Here is a 22,716-nt window from a genome sequence, read left to right on the forward strand (position 1 = left end):
AAAGATAATCGACGATCAAGGTGCAAGGGGGATGTGTCTCCCTTCTTTTTCTATCGATCATCTCTAGCAACTTTACTTAATGAGACAGCCCTCTCCTTTGTTCGGTTACGTACGCGACTCCATCCGCCGCTCCAGTTCCCGTACGAAGGCGTCGGGTTCGTCCATAGCCAAGTACAGGCGCTTCACCGGCTTGGGCATGAACATCATGCCTTCAGCCTTTTCTTCCCGGCACAGCTCGATGCAGACGTTAGGCGTGCCGAGAACGGGACCGAGGGCATGCTTCATGTCCTCTCGTTCCGGGTGAAGCTCGACCGCGCTGATGACGCCCGCAATCGAAGCCAGCGGGACATCCGCTTGAATGCGCAGGCCGTACCGCAATCGCAGACGGTCCTCATCCAATCTCACCGGCTGGAGGACGGAGGCCCGGCAATCGGCCCAGATCAAGGCCAACAGCCATAGATCGGCGATCGTCAGTATCCAGGCCGCCCAGGGCGACCACTGCGAGACGAGCAGATGGAGGGCGACGGCTTCGAATACGATCACCTTGGTCAAGAAGGCGGCGTACAAAATCTGGTTCGTTTTTTTATGATAAGTGAATGTAAGCTCGGAGCTGTCTCCCGTCTTCGCCCGGCCTTTCCTCCAGGAGAATAGCAGATAGTAGACCATCCCGATGTCATGATGCACGATCGAGGCCAACTTGCCTCCGCCACCGTCGGAACCGGTTCTCAGCGCGATGCGCCAAGCTTCCATCGTATCTTTCTCCTCCCGGGCGGCGACCCGGTAGCCTTGGATCAGCTTGTATACGACTCTCGCTTCGAAGATCACGAAAGCGAGCTCCGCAGCAACGATAACCGCTTCGACCGGCCACGCCGACCCCCACACCATCGCCCTCTGTCCCGGCGGCACGAGCACCCACACCGCCGCCGCTCCCAGCAGCGGCAGCGCCATGACGCCCGCGATCGAGCGGCCGCGGCGCCGCAGCACCATCACCCAGTAGAAGAACGGAATAACGAGCATGAAGTCCACCATCGCGGCATACACGAGCATAGGCTCCTCTTCGCTAAGCGCGAATACGCGCAAGGTCGCCAAGTTCGCGGCAACGATCAGAAGCGCGATAACGACAAAACCGGAAGCGGAACGCGGAAGTCTGGATGCGACCATAGGTCACCCTCCTTATCGGCTGCTAGGCAAAGGACGAAGTCGCCCCGGCAAAAGTCACGAAAGCGATTAGAACGATAAGCAGCAGAATGGCATAGATCGCCGTGCCGACGATTCCGCAGACGAGCCCCGCGATCGCCATGCCCCGCCCCTGTTCTCCGTTTCTCTTGATCTCCTTCAGCGACAGCGACGCGAATACGATGGCGACGATGCCGATCAGAAATCCGATATACGGAAGCGAAACCGCCAGAATGCCCAGTACGAGAGCCACGATGGACTTCCCGTTCGTCTTCGGCGGCGTATAGGCGGGCGGCGGAGGAATATAGTCGTAGCGCTGCGAATCGTGCTGATGATGGTCCAAGGTAAATCCTCCCTGTTCATATGAATATATCCATTATACTCGATCGGGAAGGACGTGAGCATTCAAAATTCGTAAGCTGCGGCATTGAAGCCGACCCTGCTTGAGATGATCGATAGACCAAGCGACTCCGCGCGGTTACAGCAACTCCGCCGGCTCTTTCGCGGCTCCAACCCGACTCCGCACGCTTACAGCGATTTCTATTCCGGCTGAAGGGGAGGACGCCATCCCCGCTGCAGTTCGCCGATCGAATAGCCGAAGTCCATCTGCAGATGAGGATAATCGGGGAACGACTTCCAATCCCCTCCCCACGAGAAGCCGAGCTTCTTGGCGATGTCCACGACCTCCATCCAGTCCGACTGCCCGTTGCCGTTGCCGTCGTACTTTAAATCCCAGATGACGTCCCCGCCCGGAATCCGCAGCGCGAAATCGATGGCCAGGCCGTAGTTGTGATAAGAGCCCCCGCCCTTCACCTGCGTGACGATCGCCCCTTCCTCGCCGCGCCCTTTCCGATACAGAGCGTTCTGCTCCTCCTCGCTGCGAAAATCGTCGGTAATAACTACGTCGATGCCGATGGCTTTGCTCTGCGCGACGAGTCGGTCCCGGTTTTCCGCGACGACCGGATGCAGGCCCGTCACCGGCGGCACCTCGCGAAACCATTCTATCGGCAGCAGCCTCTCTATCATTTTGACCTCTATCAGCGCATAGATCACCGCGGCAACCGCCAGGACTGCCAGCAGCGCCCGTCCTTTTCTCCGTCTCCTCGGCCTCGACACTGCGGCCTGAGCCCTGAAAGCTCCAGTTTCCCTGTTTATTGCGTTCATATGGTTTTCCTGCCTGCTCCCGATTTGTTTTTTATTTCAGAGGTACCTTATTAGGGTAACCAATCCTGGCGGCGATATCCTTAATTTTCTCTTAATCTTTCAGCAGCCGGGACGGAAAAAGAGATTGCGAGAGTGCAGGGCGGTCCCCTGCCGCCGGAGTTTCCGTTTGCGCGAAAATTCGTTAAAATAGACGTTATGGCAATCGAGCATAGAAGGGAAAACGACGCACAATGATGATCAAACCAAGAACCCGCGGCTTTATCTGCACGACCGCGCATCCGCAGGGCTGCGCCGCGCAAGTCCGTCAGCAAATCGATTACGTCCAGGCACGACCGGCAATCCAGGGGCCCCGCAACGCGCTCGTGATCGGCGCATCGGCAGGCTATGGCCTCGCGGCCCGCATCGTCGCCGCATTCGGCGCGCGCGCCAATACCGTAGGCGTCTACCGGCAAGGAGAACGCTCCGGGGGAAGAACCGCGTCCGCGGGGTGGTACAATTCCGCGGCTTTCGAGACGGCGGCCCAAGAGGCCGGGCTGAAGTCGTTCAGCGTCACGGGAGACGCGTTCACGGACGAGACGAAAGCGAAAACGGTCGATCTGATCCGCAAGGAGCTCGGACAGGTCGATCTGGTCATCTATAGCGTAGCCACCGCTCGTCGGACGAATCCGCGCACGGGAGAGACGTCCACGTCGGTGCTCAAGCCGATCGGACAGCCTTATACGAACAAGACCGTCAATTTCCATGACGGGGAAGTAAGCCTGGTAACGCTGGAGCCGGCTACGGAGGAAGAGATCCAAGCGACCGTAGACGTCATGGGCGGCGACGATTGGCAGATGTGGATCGACGCTCTGCGGGAGGGAGGCGCGCTCGCCCCCGATGCGACGACGATCTCGTACTCCTACATCGGGCCGGAGCTGACGCAGGCTATCTATCGCCAAGGCTCGATCGGACGGGCGAAGGACCATCTGGAAGCAACGGCGAAGCAGCTGCACGAACAGCTCGCGGCAGGCGGCGGACGCGCTTACGTTACGGTCGGCAAAGCTCTCGTCACGCAGTCCAGCTCGGCGATTCCGGTCGTTCCGCTCTATATCTCGGCGCTGTACAAAGTCATGAAGGAGAAAGGCATTCACGAAGGGTGCATCGAGCAGATGTACCGCCTGTTCGCCGACCGCCTGTACGCTGCGAACGCGGACAGCGTTCCGGTGGACGAGGCGGGCCGCATCCGGATCGACGACTGGGAGATGAGAGAGGACGTTCAGAAGGAAGTGGCCGACATCTGGAATCGGATCGAGACGGCCAACATTTACGAGCTGACCGATCTGGAAGGCTACCGACGCGAGTTTTTCCAGCTGTTCGGCTTCGAGACGGACGGCGTCGACTACGAAGCGGACGTCGATCCGGGCGTCGTCGTCCCGAACGCGATTTGATCTTCGGCTCGTCCGAATAAACTTAAGGGGCTGTTCCATCCGGAACAGCCCCTTAGTTTATTCAGACGGACGAGAAGACGAGGAAACGTCGGAGTCGCCGTCCACTTTGAAATGGCCGACCGCTTCCCTCAGCGATTCGGACACCTCAAGCAGCTGCCGAGAGGTGCGCGCCAGTTCGTTCAGCACCGCCGTCTGCTCCTCCGCCATCGCCGACATCTGTTCCGTGAACGCGGACGTTTCCTCCGTGATGCGCCCGATCTCTTCGGCGGAGCGCACGACGTTGCCGCTGCCGGCCGCGATTTGGCCGATGGAAGATGCGGCTTCGATGACCTGCGCGGTCAGGGCGTCGACGTTGCCGACGATCTGCCGTACATTCGTCTCCGCATCGCGGATGGCGGACGTTCCGGCATATACCGTTTTCGAGCTGTCTTCGATCAAGCGTACGATCGTCTCGACGTCTTCGTTCATGCGCTTGAGCGTCTCTTCGATATTGCCCGCCGACCTGGCCGTCTGATCGGCCAGCTTGCGGATTTCCGCCGCGACGACTCCGAAGCCCCGACCGTGCTCGCCGGCGCGGGCGGCTTCGATCGTCGCGTTAAGCGAGAGCAGATTCGTTTTCGTGGAAATGTCGCCCATGTATTCGACAATCCCGAGAATTTGGCCGGACTGCTCCGACAGCTGCAGGACGCTCTGCTGGATGTCCGTGAACGCCCGGTCGATCTTGGCGACTTCCTCCCGCGTCTGGTCCAGGTTCCGGCTGCCGCTCTCCGCGGCGGCCTGCGTCGTTCTCGCCAGCTCGGCGACCTGCCGGGTGCCGCTTGCGGCAAGCTCCAGCCCGCTCATGTTCTCCTGCATGATGGCCGTGATTTCTTCCGTCTGGGAAACCTGGTTTTCCGCCCCTGCCGCCACCCTGCGAACGGCCTGGATCACTTCCCCATTGATCTTGACCGTTCCGGCGGTGCCGTCGCCGACCTGTTCGGACACGGCGTAAAGCCGCGAAGCCTGTCCCTGGATCAGGCGCATCATCGTCTGCATGGAGGCGAGCAGTTTGTTCGTTTCTTCTCCCAACTCCCTCGTCTCGTCGGATGCCTTGACCGCGATGCGCCGGGTCAGGTCGCCTCCGGAACGCGCGATATCGGCGAGCGCGGACGTTACCCGCTTAATATTGCGGGTAATGTTGCGGGATATCGTCCAGGAAAACGCGATCGTCAGCGCCGTCAGCACCGCGGCCGTTGCATAGAGCAGCGTGCGCAGGCTGTCGTTGGCTTCTATTAAAGATGCGACGCGCTTCTCCGTGACGTACTTCTCGGATTGGCGAAGCCGAGAGAGCTGTTCCTTCATTCCCGTCATCGCTTGCTTCCCCGGATTTTCCGCGAAAAAACCGACGGCCTCCGAAGGGTTGTTCTTATAGGACAATGTCTCCGCGGCCTTGTCGGAAACCGCGTACCAACGCTCCATGGCTCCGGCCACGCCCGTCAGGCGATTCGTTTGATCCGCATTGCCATCGAACAGCGTCTTCAGCGCGTCGTATTCGCGCTGCCACTTCGCTTTCTCCCCTGCGTAGGTCTCGAGATCGACTTTGTCCCCGATGATGATCTCCCGATACAGAGCCGTTTCCATGTTCGCGGCGTACTTATCGAGCAGGTGAGTCGTTTCGTGAATGCGAAGATCCCGGTCGGAAAGCGACTCGATCTCGCCCTGGAGAGATCGGATCGTTCCCGACACGACGAGCAGCGAAGCCCCCAGAAAAAGCAGCAAAACGATGTAGCCCAGAGTAATCTTGTAGCCGATTTTGAAGCGAAATCCGGTCAATGCCATTCCCTCCCTGCCGCTTAAGCCCGCGGGTCAGACTCCTTCTGCTCCTGAACGTAGCGATTGCGGAGCGAGCCGATCCCCTGCACGCGAGCTTCCGTCACGTCCCCGTCCTTCAACCATACGGGAGGCTTCCGTCCCAGCCCGACTCCGGGCGGCGTCCCCGTGCTAATGATGTCGCCAGGCATCAGCGTCATCGTACGCGAGAGGAACGAAATCAAATAGGGAATGTCGAAGATGAGATCTCTCGTGTTGGCCTGCTGCATCGCGGAACCGTTCAAGATCAGCGACAAATCCAGCTCGCCCGGATCGGAGATCGCGTCCTTCGTCACGATGCAGGGGCCCATCGGCGCGAACGTATCGATCGCCTTCCCGCGGGTCCACTGCCCTTCGGTCAATTGAATGTCCCTGGCGCTGACGTCGTTGACGATCGTATAGCCGAACACGGCCGCCATCGCTTCGGCGGGAGATACCCGCTTCGTTTTTCTTCCGATCACGACCGCCAGCTCGACTTCGTAGTCGCATTGGGAGACTTCCTCGGGAATGATCACGTCGTCCTCGGGGCCGACGATCGAATTCGCGTATTTCGGAAAAAGCACCGGCACCTCGGGAACCGCCATATTCGACTCCGCCGCATGATCGTAATAGTTGAGGCCCACGAAGATCATTTTCTCGGGATTATGGATCGGGGCCTCCAGCCGGATTTCCCCGAATTCGTAGAGCTCTTCGGCGTAATCGGCCAGCGCGCGGTTAAGCCCCGCAGGATCTCCGCTGGCCGCCGTGCGCTCGATCCACGCCTTCATCGAAGTCGCTTCGCGCACCGCAGCGACCCGTCCGTCCTCCCGCCACACGCCCAGTCTCGGTTCTCCTCCCGGCTCCGCGCGCTTCGTAAATTGTACCAGTCTCACACCCGCTTCTTCCTTTCCTTCGATCCGTAATTTGGATAACGTCGGCGCTCCGGCCGACGCGAACGTTTAGAGCACAATCTCTTTCCCCTGCCGCGAGGACCTGACGATCGCCTCCGCGACCTCGACCCCGTGAAGCGCGTCCTCGAAGGAAACCGCGGTCGGAGCGCGACCGTACAGAATACACTGTCCGACGTAGTTCAATTGATCGGCGAGACAGCCGATGACCCTGCCGCGCTGCCGATGGTGAATCGAGACGTCGGTCGTCCCCCGGCCGGTTCCGGTCCACGCCTGTACGCCGGCAAGGCCCGCGTCGAAATGCGCGATGCCCGTTGCGCCGATGACCTCCGTATAATCGTTGATGGCGATGCCCGCGGCATCCGGCGTCATCCAATTGCTGTGCAGCACGGCCACCGTTCCGTTCTCGAACTGCAGCTGCGCCCAGAGCACTTCCGGCGACTCCTCTCCCGTAACCGAGCAGCCCGTCGCGTACACTTTTTTCACTTTGCTGTCCGCATACCAGATCGCCTGATCCAAATCGTGAATCATCAATTCGTAGACGGTGTGCGTACGGCGGTACGTAGCGAACAGGCCGTTTTCCCGCGATCTCTTCAGGTAGATGCTGATCGGCTTTCCTATCCGTCCGTCGGCGATAATCTGCTTGATCTCCGCATACTTGGGCTCGAAACGGAGCAGGTGGCCGGGAATGACATAGCGGCCGAACTCCCGGGAAGCGGCCAGCATCCGTTCGGCCTCCTCGGGAACCGTCGTAACCGGCTTCTCGACGATGACGTGCTTGCCCGCTTGAAGGGCCAGCAGCGTCGGCTGCAGATGGTTGCGCTCGTAAGTGACGACGCTGATCAGCTCGATGTCCGGCTCCCCGGCCAGCATTGCATCGGCATCGGTATAGACGTTAGGCACCCGGTACTGCTCTCGGGCGATGCGCAGCCGTTCGGGATTCGCGTCGCATACGGCAGCGACCTCCGCGAACGGCAGCTGGCCGTACGCTTCCAGATGGCTCAGACCCCAGCTTCCGAGGCCGATGATGCCGACTTTTAACTTCTTCATGCCTGTTCACCGCCCACTGCCAGAAAAATTTTGCCCGACTTCACGCGCCCTCCGACCAAATCCCGGAACGCGTCCCCGCCGGCCGACAGCGGACGGATCTCCGTCCAGCCCTCCTCGGTGACGCTGCCGTTGATCAGCAGGTCGACGGCGTCGCGAAAATCTTGCTCGTTGTAGCAGAAAGAGCCCAGCAGCTCGATTTCGCCGCGAATCTGGGCGTTGATCGGCAGCACCGTATCGTCGATGCCCAGCCCGATATTCATCACCGTGCCTCCGGCATTGACGATCGACATGGCGGCCGTACGCGTAGGCTGGAAGCCGGCCGCGTCGATGACGACGTCCACGCCTTTCTCTCCCGCGATGCGGCCGATCGCTTCCCGGATGTCCGCAGACCGCGGATTGATCGTGGCGTCTGCCGCGACCTCAGCCGCCATGTTAAGGCGCTCGTCCTGCGTATCGAGCATAATGACCCGTTCCGCGCCGAGCAGCTTCGCCGTCTTGGCGCACAGAATGCCGATCCCGCCGGCTCCGAACACGACGACATTGGCGAATGAATGGCGCTGCATCGCTCGCCGCGTCGCCCGCAGCGAGCAGGCAAGCGGCTCGGCCAGGGCGGCGCGGAACGGATCGAGGCTCTCCGGCACCGGAACGACGCTGGCCGCGGGCACGGCCACGTATTCGCCGAACGCTCCCGGACGATGAATGCCGACGATCCGGCGAACGGCGCACAGCTGGGTATTTCCTTTGCGGCAAGCGGCGCACGTTCCGCAATGACGCAGCGGGTTGACGACCGTCTTCTGGCCGACGCTGAGTCCGGCCGCGCGGTTGCCCAGTTCCACGATCCTTCCGCAGAACTCATGCCCCATGACCAGCGGCGGTACGCGCAAGCTGTTATGGCCCAAATAACCTTCGATTTCCGATCCGCAGATTCCGACCGCCTCCACGCGGATCAGAACTTCGTCCTCTCCCGGCGCAGGCCTGTCTAGAGAATCCATATACTCCATGTTCTCCGCAGCCGTCCATACAAGTGCTTGCATAATGGGTTTCTCCTCCGATCCATGCGGCGATATCAATTCGAATGGTCCTTGCCCGGCTCCGCCTTCTCCTCTTCTTGGAGCTCGACCGACAGCAGATTGACCAGCCGGCGGATGTCCGCCGAGTCGTTAAAGGCGTGAATCGAAGAGCGCAAGCGCTCGTCCCCGCCCATCACGTAGACGTTCCGGGCGGCCAAGCGGGCGGCGATCCGTTCCGCGCCGCCATGCGCGAAGCTGATATTGCCGGCGCGGCGCGCCGGATCGTCCGGCGTCATGACCTGAAGTCCGAGGGAGCTTAACCGCTCGATCAGCTGCGCGCCCAAAGCCAGCACGTGGCGTTCGATCCTGTCGATGCCGGTTTCCAACAACAGCCGCGTGGCGCATTCGAGCGCGTAGACAGTAGGATAGCTCGGATAACCGAGTTCAAAACGTCTGGAGTCGGTATGCACGGCGTAAGAAGCGAATCTGTCTCCCCCGGGGACTCCCGCTATGCTTCGCCAGCCGACGTAAGTCGAAACGAGATCTGCGGACCGCCCCGGATTAAGCGCCAGAATGCCCGCGCCGTGCGTGGACAGCAGCCACTTGTAAGAGCTGCACACGAGAATGTCCGTGTGGCGGATATCCACCGGCACGACGCCCAGCGATTGGGTCGCGTCCAACAGCATCAGAGCGTTCGTCTTTCGAAGCTCATCGTAAAGCTTGACGTAATCGATCCTCGTGCCCGACAGGTAACTGACGTGGCTCGTCATGACCAGCCGGGTGCGTTCGTCGACCAGCTCCAGGATCGCATCCGTCTCCATTCCCCAGCTGCTGTGCTTCGCGACCCGGACTTCCACGCCCTGCCGCTTCAGAGCCAGCCAGGGAAGAACCCCCGAAGGAAACTCGAGGTTGTTGATGACGACGTTGTCTCCCGGACGCATCGGCAGCGCCTGCGCGACCATCGAGATCGCCTCCGACGAGTTCGACATCAGGGCGACATTCTCCGCGCTTCCCCCGAACAGCAAGGCCAGGTTGGTTTTGCAGGCCCATTCCGCCTCCGCGTTCCGCTCCCGCCCCCCGGGCCCCTTCGAGCGGGCGAGCATATATTCCGTAACGGCCTCCAGCACCTTCCGGTGCACGGGCGCCTCCGCCCCGCAGAAAAACCACGAGCTTCGGTCCAGACCGATAAAGTCGTTCTTATCCCACAATGCTTCCATCATTAAAACCGTCCCTTCCGGCGCGGATCGCCGTTCGCGTCGTCTATAAATTCGGCGGCAGCTCCAGCCGGCTGAAGCAGTCGTGCGCTTTCCCGATATGCCGGCCTGCGTTCGACAGCAGGAATGGGCCATGCCCGGGATACAGACGGTCGATGTCCAGTCGATGCAGTTTCTCGATCGTACGGGCATACTCTTCGATATGGCAATCCCAGACATACTGCAGAACGACTCTGCCTCCGGCGAAAACGGCGTCCCCCGCGAACAGGCTCCGCGTCCCTTTCTCCCCATCCCACAAAAAGCTGATATGCCCCCGAGCATGTCCCGGGGTGTCGACGACCCGGAGCCCGATGTCTCCGACGAAGACCGCGTCCCCTTCGCCGACGCATCTCGATACGGGACAAGCCGGGAAGGAAAAATCCGGATCGTATACTCCGCCGCGCTTGGCGTGATTCAGGCTGGTCTTGTCCATGTCCCCCGCCTCCAGCCACGGAGCCGCATCCCTCGAAGCGACGACCTCCAGGCCATATCGGTCGTGAAAATAGGCGGCACCTGCCGCGTGATCGCCATGAACGTGAGTGAGCAGCAAATACCGGACCCGTTCCATCGCAAATCCGCTTCGCTCGATGTTGGCCACGATCCGCTCCGGCTCGATTCCTCCCCCTGCATCGATCAGGGCGCACTCGTTCCCGCCGTCCAGCAAATAGACGTTGCAGTCCATCGACTCGCTCAGTTCCATGCCGTACTTTCCGCTTCCTACCAAATATACGCTTTCGCTAATGTTCATCCGACGTCCGCTCCCGTCCCGCCGTTAATTGCCGGTGCCGGCGATGCATTCGATTTCTACGCGCATGCCCGGCGGGAACTTGCCGATCTCCACTGTGCTGCGAGCGGGCGGATCGACTTGGAAGAACGCCGAATAGGCTTCGTCGTATTCCGCGAACCGATCCAGATCGTCGATAAAAGCGGTGACCTTCAGCACTTGATCGAGCGACGATCCGGCAGCCTCCAAAATGCGGCCGATATACTCCAGCACCAGCGTCGTCTGCTTGCCCATATCCCCGGGGTACTTCACCGTCTTGCTGCCGAGCTCGAACGGGCACGTGCCCGCGACGTAGATCAGATTGCCGTATTTGACCGCCTGCGAGTAGCTGCCGGCCGGCATCGGAGCCTGCTCGGTGCGAATCATTTCCTTTTTCATCCGTTGTCCCCTCCATCGCTATCTTCGGTGGCGTTCATGCCCGGAAAGACCGGGCCAATTCAACGTAGAAACGCGTCGCCTCTTCGACTTCCGACACGAGCACCCACTCTTCGGGAGAATGCGCCTGATCGATGGAACCCGGTCCGTATACGATCGAAGGAATTCCCTTGATGCCCTGCAGCTTGCTCGCATCGCTCCCGTAGGTTTCGCCGTAGAGACCGCCCGGCAGCCCCAGTCGCTCCGCCGCCGCCCGGGCGGCTCCCACGATTCCCGCGTCATGGGGCGTAGCGAGCGCGTAATCCAGCAGCAGCCGCTCGACCTCGGCGCGAATGCCCTGCCCGGCGCAGAAAGCTTCGAGCTCCCGCTCGATGCCGGCCATGACCTCCTCCGGGTCCTCCCCCGGAACGATCCGGCGATCGACCCGAATCGTACAGCGCTCCGGCACGATATTGATCTGTTCTCCGCCCTGAATCGTGCCGATCGACACGGTGGCGGCTCCGCACAGCGGATCCCGGATATCGGCCAGGCCCGGAGCCATCCGTTCCGAGATATGGCGGACGATCTCGGCCATGGCGACGATGGCGTTCTCCCCCTCGTGCGGAACGGAGCTGTGCGCGGCCCTGCCGAACGTATGCACCGCGAATCGGACACAGCCTTTGTGCGCGACGACGATCTTCATCTCGGTCGGCTCTCCGACGACCGCCCCCGCGACCGGCAGGTCCAGCTCCAGAAACTTCAGCAGCCCGCGAAAGGCGTGCTCTTCGTCCACGGACGCGCAGAGCACCAGGTCCGAGCTTAGCCGCTCCGGCTCGGCCGCGCATTCCTCCAGCGCGACGATCATCGCCGCCAGCGACCCTTTCGTATCGCAGGCTCCTCTTCCGTAGAGCTTTCCGTCCCGCCGAACGGGCTCAAGAGGCCGGGGCATGCTGCCGAGCGACACCGTATCCATATGCGCCTCGAACAGCAGCACCGATTCGGGATGCCCCGAACGCAATTCGACGATCAGGTTGTCCCGGCCGTCCAATACCTGCTGGCGGGTTACCCGCAATCCGGCCTGAAGACAGTACGCCTCGATGAACCGGGAGATCGCCATCTCCCCCTGAGCTTCTTCCCCGTAGTGGGGATTGACGCTCTGGATGGCGATCAGCTTCTCCAGCAGTTCCACGGCTCGCCGGCTCATGCCTTCGCTCCCTCCCGTCCGCGAATCGCGGCGTTAGGTTCGGCCCGGGCGATCTTAGGCCCCCATTCCAGCAGCCATTCCCACGGCAGGCTCTCGCCTCCGACGATATAAGCGGCGTCCTCGTCCGGCGCATACCGCTCTCCCAGCCGTTCGGCGAACATCTTCCTGTATTCGTTGATCACCTGAGGGATGTAATATTCCCCAATGGCGACGCCCGTCCAGCGATGCTCCTTGGTGTCGAAGTAATGCTCCTTGATCAGCCTGTAATCTTCCTCGGCGTGATAGAGCGCGCGGTCGGCCAGCCTCTCCAGCCGCTCCGTGTCGTTCCGTCCCCGGTCGCGCTCGTCAAGATAGCGATTGAAGAAGATGCCGGCGCGAATGACCTCTCTCATCCGCAACGCCATGATCCGCGTCGCTTCCGCAGACTCGCGCTGAAGCGACGACAGTCCCGGCGTCGCCAGAATCGCTTCCAGATCGTCGAGCGCACTCTCGGCGGCCATCTCGCAATCTTCCAGATACCGCCGACCATCGTCGCCGATATATTTGTTCGGCATGAACGGGAAGGACGGGAGCGTGTCGCAAATCTGCGTCTCGTGAATGCACGGCAGCGTTCGGATCAGCCGCTCGTAGCGCGCCCCGTTGACCTCGCCGAACAGATGCCGGGCCGCGTGCGCCAGAAACTCGCCGTGATTGTGCGACCAGGCGTTCCACCCATACTGCGCCGCCGCCATGAAGAACAGCTCGTGCCCGTACCATTCGAAGCCGTAACCGTTGATCCCCTCGCATCCGGTGTTCACGGCGCCCTGGAATTGGGAGATGTCGTTCCATAGATGCTGGAACGCGTAATTTTTCAAGCTGTCCGGGAACGTGTCCGGAATGAGGTACGGGATGCGGCCGAGACTGGCCGCGAAGCCGCTTCCCTCGCAGTTGCGGGACCAGATCCGCTCGGGCCCGAACACCTCGACCCATTTCAGGAACTCCCGGTCGTCGTCCTCCAGCCCCGGCGCCCAGAACAGCTTAACCCTCTCCGGAAGCTTGTCCCTCCATGCTTCCAGCACCGCCCGCTCCTTGACGATCGGAGGCTCGCGCAGCCAGCGGACGGCGATCATCGTCTCCGGTCGAAGAACCTCTTCGTAAGCCCGCAGCAGCTCGACCGACACCGAATGCTTGGCGTCGTTGGGCGGCAGGTGTCCGTACTTCTCCTTGCACGCCTCGCATTGGCAGAACCACTGGACTTCCTCGCTCTCCTCGAAGACGAGTCCGTTGAACCCGAGCTGCTCGATCCGCTTCACGCTGGCGATCAAGTAGTCGCGAACGTCTTTTCTCGACGCGCACAAGGAGTCGTAATTGTTCACATGTCCTTGGTCCAGCAGCTCCCGGCTCAGTTGACCCCTGCTCTCCGGATGCGCTACCGGATAGCCGCCGCTATACGAGTTGAGGCCGATGTAAGCGTACATGTCGATGCCTCTGTCGTTCGCGTAACGAATGATTTCTTCCAGAAACGGCTTGCGGAGGTTAGGGTGGGTAAACGATACCTCGATCCAATCCCCGATCTCCTTGGACCAGGTTTGCACCTTCAGATCGCGCAGCACGGTTTCCGGATACTCCGGAAATTCGAACGGCCAGTAGCCGTACATCACGAGATTAAGCGCATTGATCTTATGCCTGAAGCACCAGTCGACAAACGTCTTCCAGCGCGCTCCTTCCCACAGCTGCGTGCCGAAGCCGGCGCGGGCGAACCCTGCGTACCAGGTCAGAGTCGGCGACACGATCCGCTTCCGCGCGTCCGGCCCGTCGACGATATCCGCTGCCGGCAGCGCGCCGTCCGGCGATTCTTTCAGCAGCGAGAGCAGCGTGACCAAGCCGTATAACGCGCCGATCCCTCCGCCTCCGTATATGACCGCGCCGCCGTCTCCGATCGTCAGCCGATAAGATTGCTCCGGATGGGCCTGTTCTTCCAGCCGGCCCCGCGTGTCCCGAGGGACGGATTCGCCTGCCGCAATCGCGAGATCGGCTTCCGTTCGGCCGAACGCCGTACGAATCTGTCCGAAGCCCGCCTCCCGCAGCTCGCTCAGGACCACGTCGGTCTGCGCAGCGGTAAGTCCTTCCATGTATACCGTGATCGATTCCCTCCGGAGAACGACTTCCCCTTCCGCCCGAACCGCGCTCTTCGGCACGGGAAGCAGCGAGTAAGTGTACCTGCCCAGAGCGTCGCTCATAGCCATAGCCTCCTTATTCCGTAAAAATCGCGGTAAAAGACGGGCATACGGAGGTTCGAGCCGTCCGTATGCCCCGATAGCGGAGGCCATCGCCCCGCGGAACGTTACTCCGCCAAATATTGGCCGATATTGTCTCCGGTAATCGGTACGTAATCGACCAATTCCTTTTTCTCGAACTTCTCGCCCTTGATCAGTCCGACGGCAACCTCAACGGCGCGTTTGCCCTCAGCGGTAACGTTGTCCAGAACGGTCGCCGCCAGGCGTCCTTCCTTGACCGCCTTCATGGCGTCCGCGATGCCGTCAATGCCAACGACGATAATGTCCGAGCGGCCAGCGGCTTCCACCGCCTGAAGGGCTCCCATTGCCATTTCGTCGTTCTGCGCCGCGATCGCCGAAATTTCCGGAAAGCGCTGCAGCCAGTCTTCGGTGATGCTCATCGCTTCGTCGCGATTCCAGTTGGCCGTCTGCTCGGTGATTTTCTTGACGTCGGAATACTTGTCGAACAACGCTTCCTGCAGGCCGGCGCCGCGCGTAATCTCCGCGGAATGGCCGATCTGGCCTTGAAGCAGCGCCACGTTGCCTTTGCCGCCGAGCTTGTCCGCCAGTATCTCGCCCATCATGACCCCGGATTGCTTCGGATCCGTTCCGACAAATACGTCGTAATTCTCGTTCTCCGTGTACGTAATGACCTCTACCAGCGGAATACCGGCTTTTTTTACCTTGTCTACGGCCGGACTCGACCCGACGAGATCGACCGCGTTCAGAATGACCGCGTCGACTTTCTGGGCGACCAGCGTATCGACCTGGTTCAGCTGCTCCTCGATCTTGTCCTGGCTATCCATTACGACGAGCTCGACGTTCAATTCGCCAGCCTTCTCTTGCATCGACTCCACGAGCGACTTGATGAATTCGTGCGACAGTCCTTGCGCGGCCACGCCGATTTTATAGCCTTTGCCGCCGGACGCCGCCTCGCCCCCGCTTGCCGAGCTACCGGCATTGTTCTTGCCGCCGCACCCCGTCAATACGACGGCCGTCACTACCCCCGCGATCAACCACTTCCACGCCGACTTTCTCTTCATACCCTTTGCTCCTCCCATGTCGCTTTATGATCTATACAATCAGATTCGCCCTTGAGGGCGCCCCTCTGATTCCCCGGTCAGTTGCGCTTGGCGCGCTGATCCAGAATGACCGCTCCGGCAATGATCAGACCTTTAATGATCTGCTGCCAGTACGACGAGACGTCCAGCAGATTCAATCCGTTGTTGATGACGCCGATGATCAGCACGCCGACGATGGTGCCCAGCAGCGAGCCTCGTCCGCCGAACAGACTGGTTCCGCCGATGACGACCGCGGCGATGGCATCGAGCTCGTACCCCATGCCGCTGTTGGGCTGTCCGGAGCTGATCCGGGAAGAAAGCAGAATGCCGGCCAGTCCGGCCAGGAAACCGTTGATGACATACACCCAGATTTTGACTCTGTCCACGCGTATGCCGGAGATTTTGGATGCATTCTCGTTGCCGCCGATCGCGTAGACGTAACGGCCGAACTTGGTTTTGTACAAAACGATGCCCATAACGGCGGTTACCGCGATGAAAATCAGGACGGGAACGGGGATCGGGCCGATATAGCCCTGACCCAAAAATTTGAACGGATCGGAGTTAACCACGATCGGTCTGCCGTTCGTGTAGATCAAGGCGATGCCTCGGGCAATCGTCATCATCGCCAACGTCGCCACGAACGGCGCGACGTTCAGCTTGGCGCTCATCGTTCCGCTGACTCCTCCGAGCAGGCCGCTTGCCGCCACTCCAGCCAGCAGCGCCCAACCTACCGCTCCGGGATCATGCGCGACTATGCTCGTCGCGATAACCGCCGCGACCGCCATCAGCGAGCCGATGGAAAGATCGATGCCCGCCGTCAAAATAATGAAGGTCATCCCTACGGCAAGAATGCCATTGATCGAAACCTGGCGAAGCACGTTCATCAAATTGGTGACGGTCAGGAACGTGTCCGAGACGAGGCTTAAAATGACGACCGCGCCGAGCAGAATCGCGATCAGACCGTATTTGCGCATCATTTCCGAAGAATTTCCGTCCTTGACGAACTTCTGCCGTAATGCCGGCATGCCGCTAAGCAATGCGTCCACCCCCGAGTGCACATTCCAAGATTTGTTCCTGCGTGATTTCGCCCCGAAGGAATTCTCCGCGAATTTCCCCTTCGCCCATGACCAGAATTCGGTCGCTCATGCCCAGCACCTCCGGCAGCTCGGACGAAACCATCACGATCGCCAGCCCCTCCCGGGCGAGCTTGGACATCATGCGGTAGATTTCCGCCTTGGCTCCGACGTCGATTCCTCGCGTAGGCTCGTCCAGAATCAGCAGCTTTGGCGAAGTCAGCAACCATTTGACGATGACGACCTTCTGCTGATTGCCGCCGCTAAGCGTCAGCACTTCCTGCTCCATCCGGTTCATCTTGATGCGGATTCCGGACAGCATGTCGTCGCACGCGGCCGCTTCGGCCGACCGCGAGACGAACGGGCCCGCGCTGATCCTCGACAGGCTTGACAGCGTCATGTTCTCGCGAATCGAACGGCTGAGCACGAGCCCAAGCTCCTTCCGGTCCTCGGTGACGAAGGCGATGCCGTGGCGGATCGCGTCGCTCGGATGCTTGACCTGGATTTTCTCTCCGGTCATCAGAACCTCTCCGCCGTCGGCTCGGTCGATTCCGAACAGCGCGCGCATAACTTCGCTTCGTCCCGCTCCCATCAGACCCGCGATACCGAGGATCTCTCCCTGCCTAACGGAGAAGGAAATGTCCTTGAAATGGGGAAGGCGCGTAAGGCCGCGAACCTCGAGCACCGTTTCCCCGATGGACGCTTCTTCCTTAGGATAGATCGCGTCCAGCGGCCGACCGACCATCATCGAGATCAAGCCGTCGACCTCCGTCTCGCGCGTATTCCGGACGCCGATCAGCTTGCCGTCGCGAAGCACCGTTATCCGATCGGTAATCGAGAAGATCTCTTCCATTCTGTGAGAGATGTAGACGACCGGAACGCCCTGCCGTTTCAGCCTCTCTATCGTCTGGAACAGCGTCTTGACCTCGTTCTCGGACAACGCCGACGTCGGTTCGTCCATAATGATCAGCCTGGCGTCGTAAGAGATCGCCTTGATGATCTCCAGCATCTGTTTCTGCGCCACGCTGAGCGTACCGACCTTCGTATTCGGCCCGGCGTGAAACTGATACTCCTCCAACAGCCCCTTCGTCTGCTCCTCGAGCTGTTTCTTGCGGATGAACGGCGTTCCTGGATACCTCGGCTCACGACCGAGAAAAATATTTTCCGACACCGTCATCTCGGGAATCGGGTTGAGCTCCTGGTGAATCATCGCGATGCCGAGATTCAGCGCCGCTTGCGGATCGGCGATCTGCACCTTGCTTCCTTCGAATTCGATTTCGCCTGCGTCGGGCTTGACCAGCCCGGACAGAATCTTCATTAGAGTCGACTTGCCGGCCCCGTTCTCGCCCATCAACGCGTGAACCTCGCCCCTGCTGACTTCCAACGACACGTCGTCCAGCGCCTTGACTCCGAAATACGACTTCGTGATGCCCCTCATCTTTAACACGATATCGCTCATGACCCGCCCTCCCCCGGAACAATCAGAACCAAAGATGGGCCCCGAAGCCCTCCGTCTCGTCTTCCTTCAGGTCCATGCACTCCCGGTAAGAACGATAAATATGCTTGCGCATCGTCAGCTCCGCCTTGTCCGGATCGCGTCCCTTGAGCGCCTCAATCAGTTCGGCGTGCTGCTCCACTTCTTTCTCCTTCGTGGATTCGTTTCCAAGAATGCGGTTGACCAGAGCAATCTGGAAAGAAATCGACTCATAGGCATGCAGCAGCCGAGAGTGCTCCGACAGCTTCATAATCGAATGGTGAATATGCAGCGATTCCTCCAACAGAGTGCCGATGCCATCATCTGTAACCTTCACCTTCATCTCTTCATAAAAGCGTTCCAACTCCGCGATCGCTTCATCCGAGGCGATTTGCGTGGCCAACCGGATGGCCAGCCCCTCGATCGAAGCCCGAAGCGAGTAAATTTCGAAAATGTCGCGGGCGCCCAGCTCGTTCACGACCGGACCGCGATTGGGCACGAGCGTGACGATTCCTTCCCCCGCCAGCTGTCTGACCGCTTCCCTTACCGGCGTCTGGCTGATGCCGAGCTCGCGGGCGAACTTCGTCTCGACGATCCGGTCTCCCGGATTCAGCTTGCCGGCAAGAATTTCTTGCTTGAAATACTCAACCAGATCGTGGCCCATGTTCTGCTTGTCGGCAAAATATTGCCTTGAGATCGTCTCCTTCAACTTTTCATCCCCCTCATTCGAATAGAAGCGTTCACTCATTTTGCGCATCCATCATTCTATATTATATATAATATATTATATAGAATCTTTTTGGCAATAAAAAAAAACAGCTATTCTATGCTGCTTAACGGCGAAAATAAAGAAATAGCGGCGCTTGGAAGTTTTCCTCGCACCGCTGTTTCTGATTTCTGGTAGATTGAGCCTTACTCTTTCACGCCGCCTAGCTGCAAACCCGAGACGAAATGCCGCTGCAGGAACGGGTACACGAACAGGATCGGCACCGACGCGACGATCGTGATGGCCGCCCGGATCGACAGTGGAGTAATCATCGTGGCGGTGTCCTTGGCGGCCGTAGAAGACAAGCTCGGATTGGCGTTCGAATTCACCGTCGAAGAAAGCAGCTTCATGAGCTCGTATTGCAGCGTGCTCAACTCCTGCCTGGACGAGGCGAAAATGAACGTGTCGAACCAAGAGTTCCACTGCCCGACGGCCGTGAATAACGCGATCGTCGCAAGGACGGGCGTACAGAGAGGCAAAATGATGCTTATGAATACTTTGAAGTCGCTCGCTCCGTCTATCTTGGCGGATTCGACCAGGCTTTCCGGCAGCGAACGAATGTAGGTGCGGACGACGAGCATATTGAACGCGCTGATCAGCCCCGCCCCGGCTCCGGGGAACAGAATGTAGACAAGGAACGTATTCAGCAGGTTCAGATCCTTGATCAGAAAGTACGAAGGAATGAGACCGGCGCTGAAGTACATCGTAAGCACGAAAATCAACGTCACGGGCTTGCGAAATATAAACTCCTTGCGGCTGATCGTATACGCCAGCATGGCCGTCAGGAACACGCTGACCACCGTGCCGATCACGGTCCGGGCCACGGACACCCAGAACGCGTCGAACACCTTCCCGCTTTGGAAGACCGCTACGTAGTTTTTGAGCGTCCATTCCCGGGGCCAAACATAGATGCCGCCCCGCGTCGTGTCGATGCCCGAGTTGAACGAGATCGCCAGCGTGTTAAGAAAAGGATACAGCGTGACGACCACGACGAACAGCATGAACAAATAGTTGAACGTATGGAACAGAAACGGCTCCGTTTTGAATTTATACCTGACCGTTTGCATGCGGAGCCCTCCTTATATGAGTCGCTCTTCGCCGAGACGTTTGGCGATCGTATTCGCGCAGTATAACAGCACAATGCTGACGACGGTTTTGAAAATGCCGGCCGCGACGCCTAGCGAGTAGTTCCCGATTCGCAAGCCGTACTTCAGGACGAAAATGTCGATCGTCTCCGACCAGTCGAGCACTTGTCCGTTGCCGAGGAAATATTGAATGTCGAAGCCGCCGCCGTTCAAAATCCAACCGACGTTCATGATCAGCAGGATGACGATAACCGGCCTTATGCCGGGCAGCGTCACGTTCCAAATTTTGCGAAAGCGCCCCGCTCCGTCCACCTCCGCCGCTTCGTACAGGGACGGATCGACGGATGCGATAGCCGCCAAGTAAATGATCGTGTTCCAGCCGACTTCTTTCCAGACGTTGGTCATCCCGACGATGCCCCAGAAGTACTTGCCTTCACCCAGCCACAGAATCGGTTCTTTGATGATATGGAGCTTCATCAGCACGTCGTTGATGATGCCGCCTTCCGTAGACAACGCCATCGAAACAAGACCGGTCACGATGACCCAGGACAGAAAGTGCGGGAGATACGAGATCGTCTGGATCAACCGCTTGATGCCGGTTTTTTTGATCTCGTTCATCAACAACGCCAAGCCGATCGCCGTGACGAAGCCCAGGATAAGCGAGATGAGGCTCATTGCGATCGTATTGCGCAATACCCGGGTGAAGCCTTCGTCCAGGAACAGAAACCGGAACTGATCGAGCCCCACCCAGGTCTGATTGGTAATGGAGAAGCCCGGCTTGTAGCTCTGGAAGGCCATCAACCAGCCCCAGATAGGAGCGTAGGCAAAGACAAGGACGTATAACAACATCGGGAAAGACATGAAGATCAGCTGCCGCTGGCGGATCACGCGGCTCCAGAACGATTCGGTCCGCCGTGCGGGCTGAGGTGCGATATTCATTTTTGGGACCGTTTGCCGCGTCATCGATTTCCGCCTCCTATTTCTAACGAGCGGAAGGCCGGAACATTCGCTCCAACCTCCCGTCTCCTTCGTCTTATTTACTGGTCCAATTTTCTACGCGCCACTTGAGCTGTTCGTTGACTCGATCGAGATAAGCTTTCGTATCCACCTTGCCCATTTGCGTGACGTAATCGTTCCATACGCTCTCGAAGTTTTCCGGCTTGCTCAAGATCGCCCTCGGCAAGAGCTTGAAATCCAGATCCTTCATCTTCTGGTTGGCTACTTTCGCCGGCGAGCCTTCGATGAGATCGATGTTCCATGCCGGATACGATACGCGGTTATCCGGCGGAACCGAGAAGAATTCGGTCCACGTCTTGCGGTCGTAAGCGGACAACACTTCTTTGTCGATGTCCTTCAAATTCGCGAAGAATTCGTCTGGCTGATTGGCTGCGCCATCGGCGTTGCCGTCCGGATATTTGCCCTCCAATTTAGGAAGATATCCCCAAAGCGATTCCGCTTTAAACTTTTGCTTCCAGGTAACGTCCTCTTGCTGCGTGCGCATTTCCGGCGTCCGGTAGTAGAGTCCGTTGTCGCCGACGAGGTAATCGACGCCTTCTTCGCCCCAGCTGAGGCGCTTCTGCCATTTCTCCGACAGCATCGTATCGATGAACTTGATGATTTTCACCGGATCCTCGGCATTAACCGTGATGCCGAAGCCGTTCATCAAGTTGATCGGCGGACGGTCCAGATAGTAGTCCGTCGTGTTCATGTCATAGACGAGCGGAAAGCCTACGTAAGTGCGTTCGAACTTGCCCTGAGAGACGAGCGAATCGTGGGCTTGCCCGAAGTTCCAGCGTTGCTCGAACATGCCGAGCACGCGGCCGCTGGACACCTTCGCCAAAAACTGGTCATAGTTTTGCGCGAACGCTTCTTTGTCCATCAAGCCTTTGGCGTTGATATCATTCAGCTTTTTGTAGTACGGCTTCGCCGTATCCGTAGCGGAGTATAGCGTTGCCACGTTCGTAACCGGATCGACAAGGACGCCGCCGTCGTTCGGATGGCCGGCCAAATGCTGCGGCGCGTTGCGCAGGCCCCAGTCGCGCCAGTCGAAAGCGAGCGCCGTGAATCCGATCGTCGGTTGACCGTCGATTTCCGGATATTTGGCCGCATAATCTTCGATCAGCTTGAAGTATTCGTCCAGCGTCTTGAATTTCGGATAACCGAATTCCTTGAGCACCGCCTTCTGGATGAAGAAGGCCGGACCGTAGTATTCCGTCGAGCTGAAGTCGCCTTGATAGACCCCGTAGTTTGGCATCCAGTAAATGTGACCATCGTCCGGATCTTTCAATTGTTCCCACACTTTTCCATAATGCTTCTTTAAGTTCGGCGCGTGCTGCTCGATCAGATCTTCCAGCGGGATGACCGCTTTGGCCGCCGTCAGCTTCGCATTCGCCGTGATCATATCCGGGTAATCGCCGCCGGCGATCATAACGCCGAGCTTCTGCTCGATATCGCCGACCAGATACTCTTCCTTCAGCGTCACGCCGAGCTGCTCTTTGATTTCCTTGTAGATTTTGTTGTCGTCCGTCGGGATCGGTCCCGTAGCAGCCGTAAACAAGGAGATGGTTAATGGCTCCACCGTCGCTTCGGGCGAGCCGGATTCGGACGGGCTGGCGGCGGGCGAAGAGCCGCTCGCGCTCGGAGAAGTCGAACTGCTTTCATTGTTGCTGCTCTTGGAGCATGCCGATGCGACGACACTGAACGCCAGAATCAGCATAAGCAGTCCTAAAGCCGTTTTTCTAGCACGAACCCCCATGTAAAATCCTCCTTAGCGGATGTGACGCAAGACGGCGCGCTTTCGCCTTGCTGAGTTCATGATAACGTTTTCTTGAATGCGTTTGCAATT

Annotated in this window: 20 protein-coding genes; 1 reads left to right on the forward strand and 19 read right to left on the reverse strand. The window is 59.2% G+C overall.

All coding sequences use genetic code 11. The annotated features are described in order from the left end of the window. Positions 1-105: 105 nt before the first annotated feature. From ACESLM_RS04250 to ACESLM_RS04260, 3 genes are all read right to left on the reverse strand, one after another. Positions 106-1,161: a hypothetical protein gene (locus tag ACESLM_RS04250; protein ID WP_372630132.1), complete on the reverse strand. Its 1,056-nt coding sequence runs from the start codon at positions 1,159-1,161 to the stop codon at positions 106-108. Positions 1,162-1,183: 22 nt separating this feature from the next. Continuing rightward, positions 1,184-1,519, reverse strand: a complete 336-nt coding sequence (locus ACESLM_RS04255; protein WP_372630133.1) for a DUF4190 domain-containing protein — start codon at positions 1,517-1,519, stop codon at positions 1,184-1,186. Between the two features lie 197 nt (positions 1,520-1,716). Further along, complete coding sequence (locus ACESLM_RS04260; RefSeq protein WP_372630159.1) at positions 1,717-2,202, reverse strand: M15 family metallopeptidase; 486 nt, start codon at positions 2,200-2,202, stop codon at positions 1,717-1,719. Between the two features lie 368 nt (positions 2,203-2,570). Between ACESLM_RS04260 and fabV the strand changes: the two genes are divergently transcribed. Then, entirely contained in the window at positions 2,571-3,767 is a 1,197-nt protein-coding gene (fabV, locus tag ACESLM_RS04265) for an enoyl-ACP reductase FabV (RefSeq protein ID WP_372630134.1), read from the forward strand. A gap of 57 nt (positions 3,768-3,824) precedes the next feature. Here the strand turns inward: fabV and ACESLM_RS04270 are convergent, their stop codons facing one another. The 16 genes from ACESLM_RS04270 to ACESLM_RS04345 all read right to left on the reverse strand — a co-directional run bounded on the left by ACESLM_RS04270 (position 3,825) and on the right by ACESLM_RS04345 (position 22,626). Beyond that, the gene (locus tag ACESLM_RS04270) at positions 3,825-5,579 is read right to left on the reverse strand and encodes a methyl-accepting chemotaxis protein (protein WP_372630135.1); all 1,755 of its coding nucleotides are present in this window, start codon (positions 5,577-5,579) and stop codon (positions 3,825-3,827) included. A gap of 20 nt (positions 5,580-5,599) precedes the next feature. Continuing rightward, complete coding sequence (locus ACESLM_RS04275) at positions 5,600-6,487, reverse strand: fumarylacetoacetate hydrolase family protein (RefSeq protein ID WP_372630136.1); 888 nt, start codon at positions 6,485-6,487, stop codon at positions 5,600-5,602. Between the two features lie 66 nt (positions 6,488-6,553). Beyond that, positions 6,554-7,552 carry a Gfo/Idh/MocA family protein gene (locus ACESLM_RS04280; protein ID WP_372630137.1) on the reverse strand — a complete coding sequence of 333 codons (999 nt, stop codon included), beginning with the start codon at positions 7,550-7,552 and terminating at the stop codon, positions 6,554-6,556. Then, entirely contained in the window at positions 7,549-8,586 is a 1,038-nt protein-coding gene (locus ACESLM_RS04285; protein WP_372630138.1) for a zinc-dependent alcohol dehydrogenase, read from the reverse strand. The genes ACESLM_RS04280 and ACESLM_RS04285 overlap by 4 nt, the downstream gene beginning before the upstream one ends. A 32-nt stretch (positions 8,587-8,618) precedes the next feature. Continuing rightward, positions 8,619-9,782: an aminotransferase class V-fold PLP-dependent enzyme gene (locus tag ACESLM_RS04290; protein ID WP_372630139.1), complete on the reverse strand. Its 1,164-nt coding sequence runs from the start codon at positions 9,780-9,782 to the stop codon at positions 8,619-8,621. 40 nt (positions 9,783-9,822) lie between these two features. Then, entirely contained in the window at positions 9,823-10,563 is a 741-nt protein-coding gene (locus ACESLM_RS04295; protein WP_372630140.1) for an MBL fold metallo-hydrolase, read from the reverse strand. Positions 10,564-10,587: 24 nt separating this feature from the next. Beyond that, complete coding sequence (locus ACESLM_RS04300; RefSeq protein WP_372630141.1) at positions 10,588-10,977, reverse strand: RidA family protein; 390 nt, start codon at positions 10,975-10,977, stop codon at positions 10,588-10,590. Between the two features lie 34 nt (positions 10,978-11,011). Continuing rightward, on the reverse strand, positions 11,012-12,157 hold the full coding sequence (locus tag ACESLM_RS04305; protein WP_372630142.1) for a M20 family metallopeptidase: 1,146 nt from the start codon (positions 12,155-12,157) through the stop codon (positions 11,012-11,014). After that, positions 12,154-14,376: a glycoside hydrolase family 20 zincin-like fold domain-containing protein gene (locus ACESLM_RS04310; RefSeq protein ID WP_372630143.1), complete on the reverse strand. Its 2,223-nt coding sequence runs from the start codon at positions 14,374-14,376 to the stop codon at positions 12,154-12,156. Before ACESLM_RS04310 ends, ACESLM_RS04305 begins: the two co-directional genes overlap by 4 nt. Before the next feature lie 104 nt (positions 14,377-14,480). Further along, positions 14,481-15,455 (reverse strand): substrate-binding domain-containing protein, encoded by a 975-nt coding sequence (locus ACESLM_RS04315; protein WP_372630144.1) that lies wholly within the window; start codon positions 15,453-15,455, stop codon positions 14,481-14,483. Between the two features lie 77 nt (positions 15,456-15,532). Continuing rightward, positions 15,533-16,519 carry an ABC transporter permease gene (locus ACESLM_RS04320; protein ID WP_372630145.1) on the reverse strand — a complete coding sequence of 329 codons (987 nt, stop codon included), beginning with the start codon at positions 16,517-16,519 and terminating at the stop codon, positions 15,533-15,535. Beyond that, positions 16,503-18,005, reverse strand: coding sequence for a sugar ABC transporter ATP-binding protein (locus ACESLM_RS04325; protein ID WP_372630146.1), 1,503 nt, complete (start codon positions 18,003-18,005; stop codon positions 16,503-16,505). The genes ACESLM_RS04320 and ACESLM_RS04325 overlap by 17 nt, the downstream gene beginning before the upstream one ends. A 22-nt stretch (positions 18,006-18,027) precedes the next feature. Next, positions 18,028-18,729, reverse strand: coding sequence for a GntR family transcriptional regulator (locus ACESLM_RS04330; protein WP_372630147.1), 702 nt, complete (start codon positions 18,727-18,729; stop codon positions 18,028-18,030). Between the two features lie 203 nt (positions 18,730-18,932). Beyond that, positions 18,933-19,853: a carbohydrate ABC transporter permease gene (locus ACESLM_RS04335; protein ID WP_372630148.1), complete on the reverse strand. Its 921-nt coding sequence runs from the start codon at positions 19,851-19,853 to the stop codon at positions 18,933-18,935. A gap of 12 nt (positions 19,854-19,865) precedes the next feature. After that, complete coding sequence (locus ACESLM_RS04340) at positions 19,866-20,810, reverse strand: ABC transporter permease (protein WP_372630160.1); 945 nt, start codon at positions 20,808-20,810, stop codon at positions 19,866-19,868. A 94-nt stretch (positions 20,811-20,904) separates the two neighbouring features. Continuing rightward, a complete protein-coding gene (locus ACESLM_RS04345; protein ID WP_372630149.1) occupies positions 20,905-22,626 on the reverse strand; it encodes an ABC transporter substrate-binding protein in 1,722 nt (573 codons plus the stop codon). Positions 22,627-22,716: the final 90 nt, after the last annotated feature.

The organism is Cohnella sp., assembly GCF_041641335.1.
Lineage (GTDB): Bacteria > Bacillota > Bacilli > Paenibacillales > Paenibacillaceae > Cohnella.

Coding starts and splice junctions, on each gene's coding strand:
- ACESLM_RS04250 (WP_372630132.1), bottom strand. CDS start 1,161: ATGGTCGCATCCAGACTTCCGCGTTCCGCTTCCGGTTTTGTCGTTATC.
- ACESLM_RS04260 (WP_372630159.1), bottom strand. CDS start 2,202: ATGATAGAGAGGCTGCTGCCGATAGAATGGTTTCGCGAGGTGCCGCCG.
- fabV (WP_372630134.1), top strand. CDS start 2,571: ATGATGATCAAACCAAGAACCCGCGGCTTTATCTGCACGACCGCGCAT.
- ACESLM_RS04280 (WP_372630137.1), bottom strand. CDS start 7,552: ATGAAGAAGTTAAAAGTCGGCATCATCGGCCTCGGAAGCTGGGGTCTG.
- ACESLM_RS04285 (WP_372630138.1), bottom strand. CDS start 8,586: ATGCAAGCACTTGTATGGACGGCTGCGGAGAACATGGAGTATATGGAT.
- ACESLM_RS04290 (WP_372630139.1), bottom strand. CDS start 9,782: ATGATGGAAGCATTGTGGGATAAGAACGACTTTATCGGTCTGGACCGA.
- ACESLM_RS04295 (WP_372630140.1), bottom strand. CDS start 10,563: ATGAACATTAGCGAAAGCGTATATTTGGTAGGAAGCGGAAAGTACGGC.
- ACESLM_RS04300 (WP_372630141.1), bottom strand. CDS start 10,977: ATGAAAAAGGAAATGATTCGCACCGAGCAGGCTCCGATGCCGGCCGGC.
- ACESLM_RS04305 (WP_372630142.1), bottom strand. CDS start 12,157: ATGAGCCGGCGAGCCGTGGAACTGCTGGAGAAGCTGATCGCCATCCAG.
- ACESLM_RS04310 (WP_372630143.1), bottom strand. CDS start 14,376: ATGAGCGACGCTCTGGGCAGGTACACTTACTCGCTGCTTCCCGTGCCG.
- ACESLM_RS04315 (WP_372630144.1), bottom strand. CDS start 15,455: ATGAAGAGAAAGTCGGCGTGGAAGTGGTTGATCGCGGGGGTAGTGACG.
- ACESLM_RS04325 (WP_372630146.1), bottom strand. CDS start 18,005: ATGAGCGATATCGTGTTAAAGATGAGGGGCATCACGAAGTCGTATTTC.
- ACESLM_RS04335 (WP_372630148.1), bottom strand. CDS start 19,853: ATGCAAACGGTCAGGTATAAATTCAAAACGGAGCCGTTTCTGTTCCAT.
- ACESLM_RS04340 (WP_372630160.1), bottom strand. CDS start 20,810: ATGAATATCGCACCTCAGCCCGCACGGCGGACCGAATCGTTCTGGAGC.
- ACESLM_RS04345 (WP_372630149.1), bottom strand. CDS start 22,626: ATGGGGGTTCGTGCTAGAAAAACGGCTTTAGGACTGCTTATGCTGATT.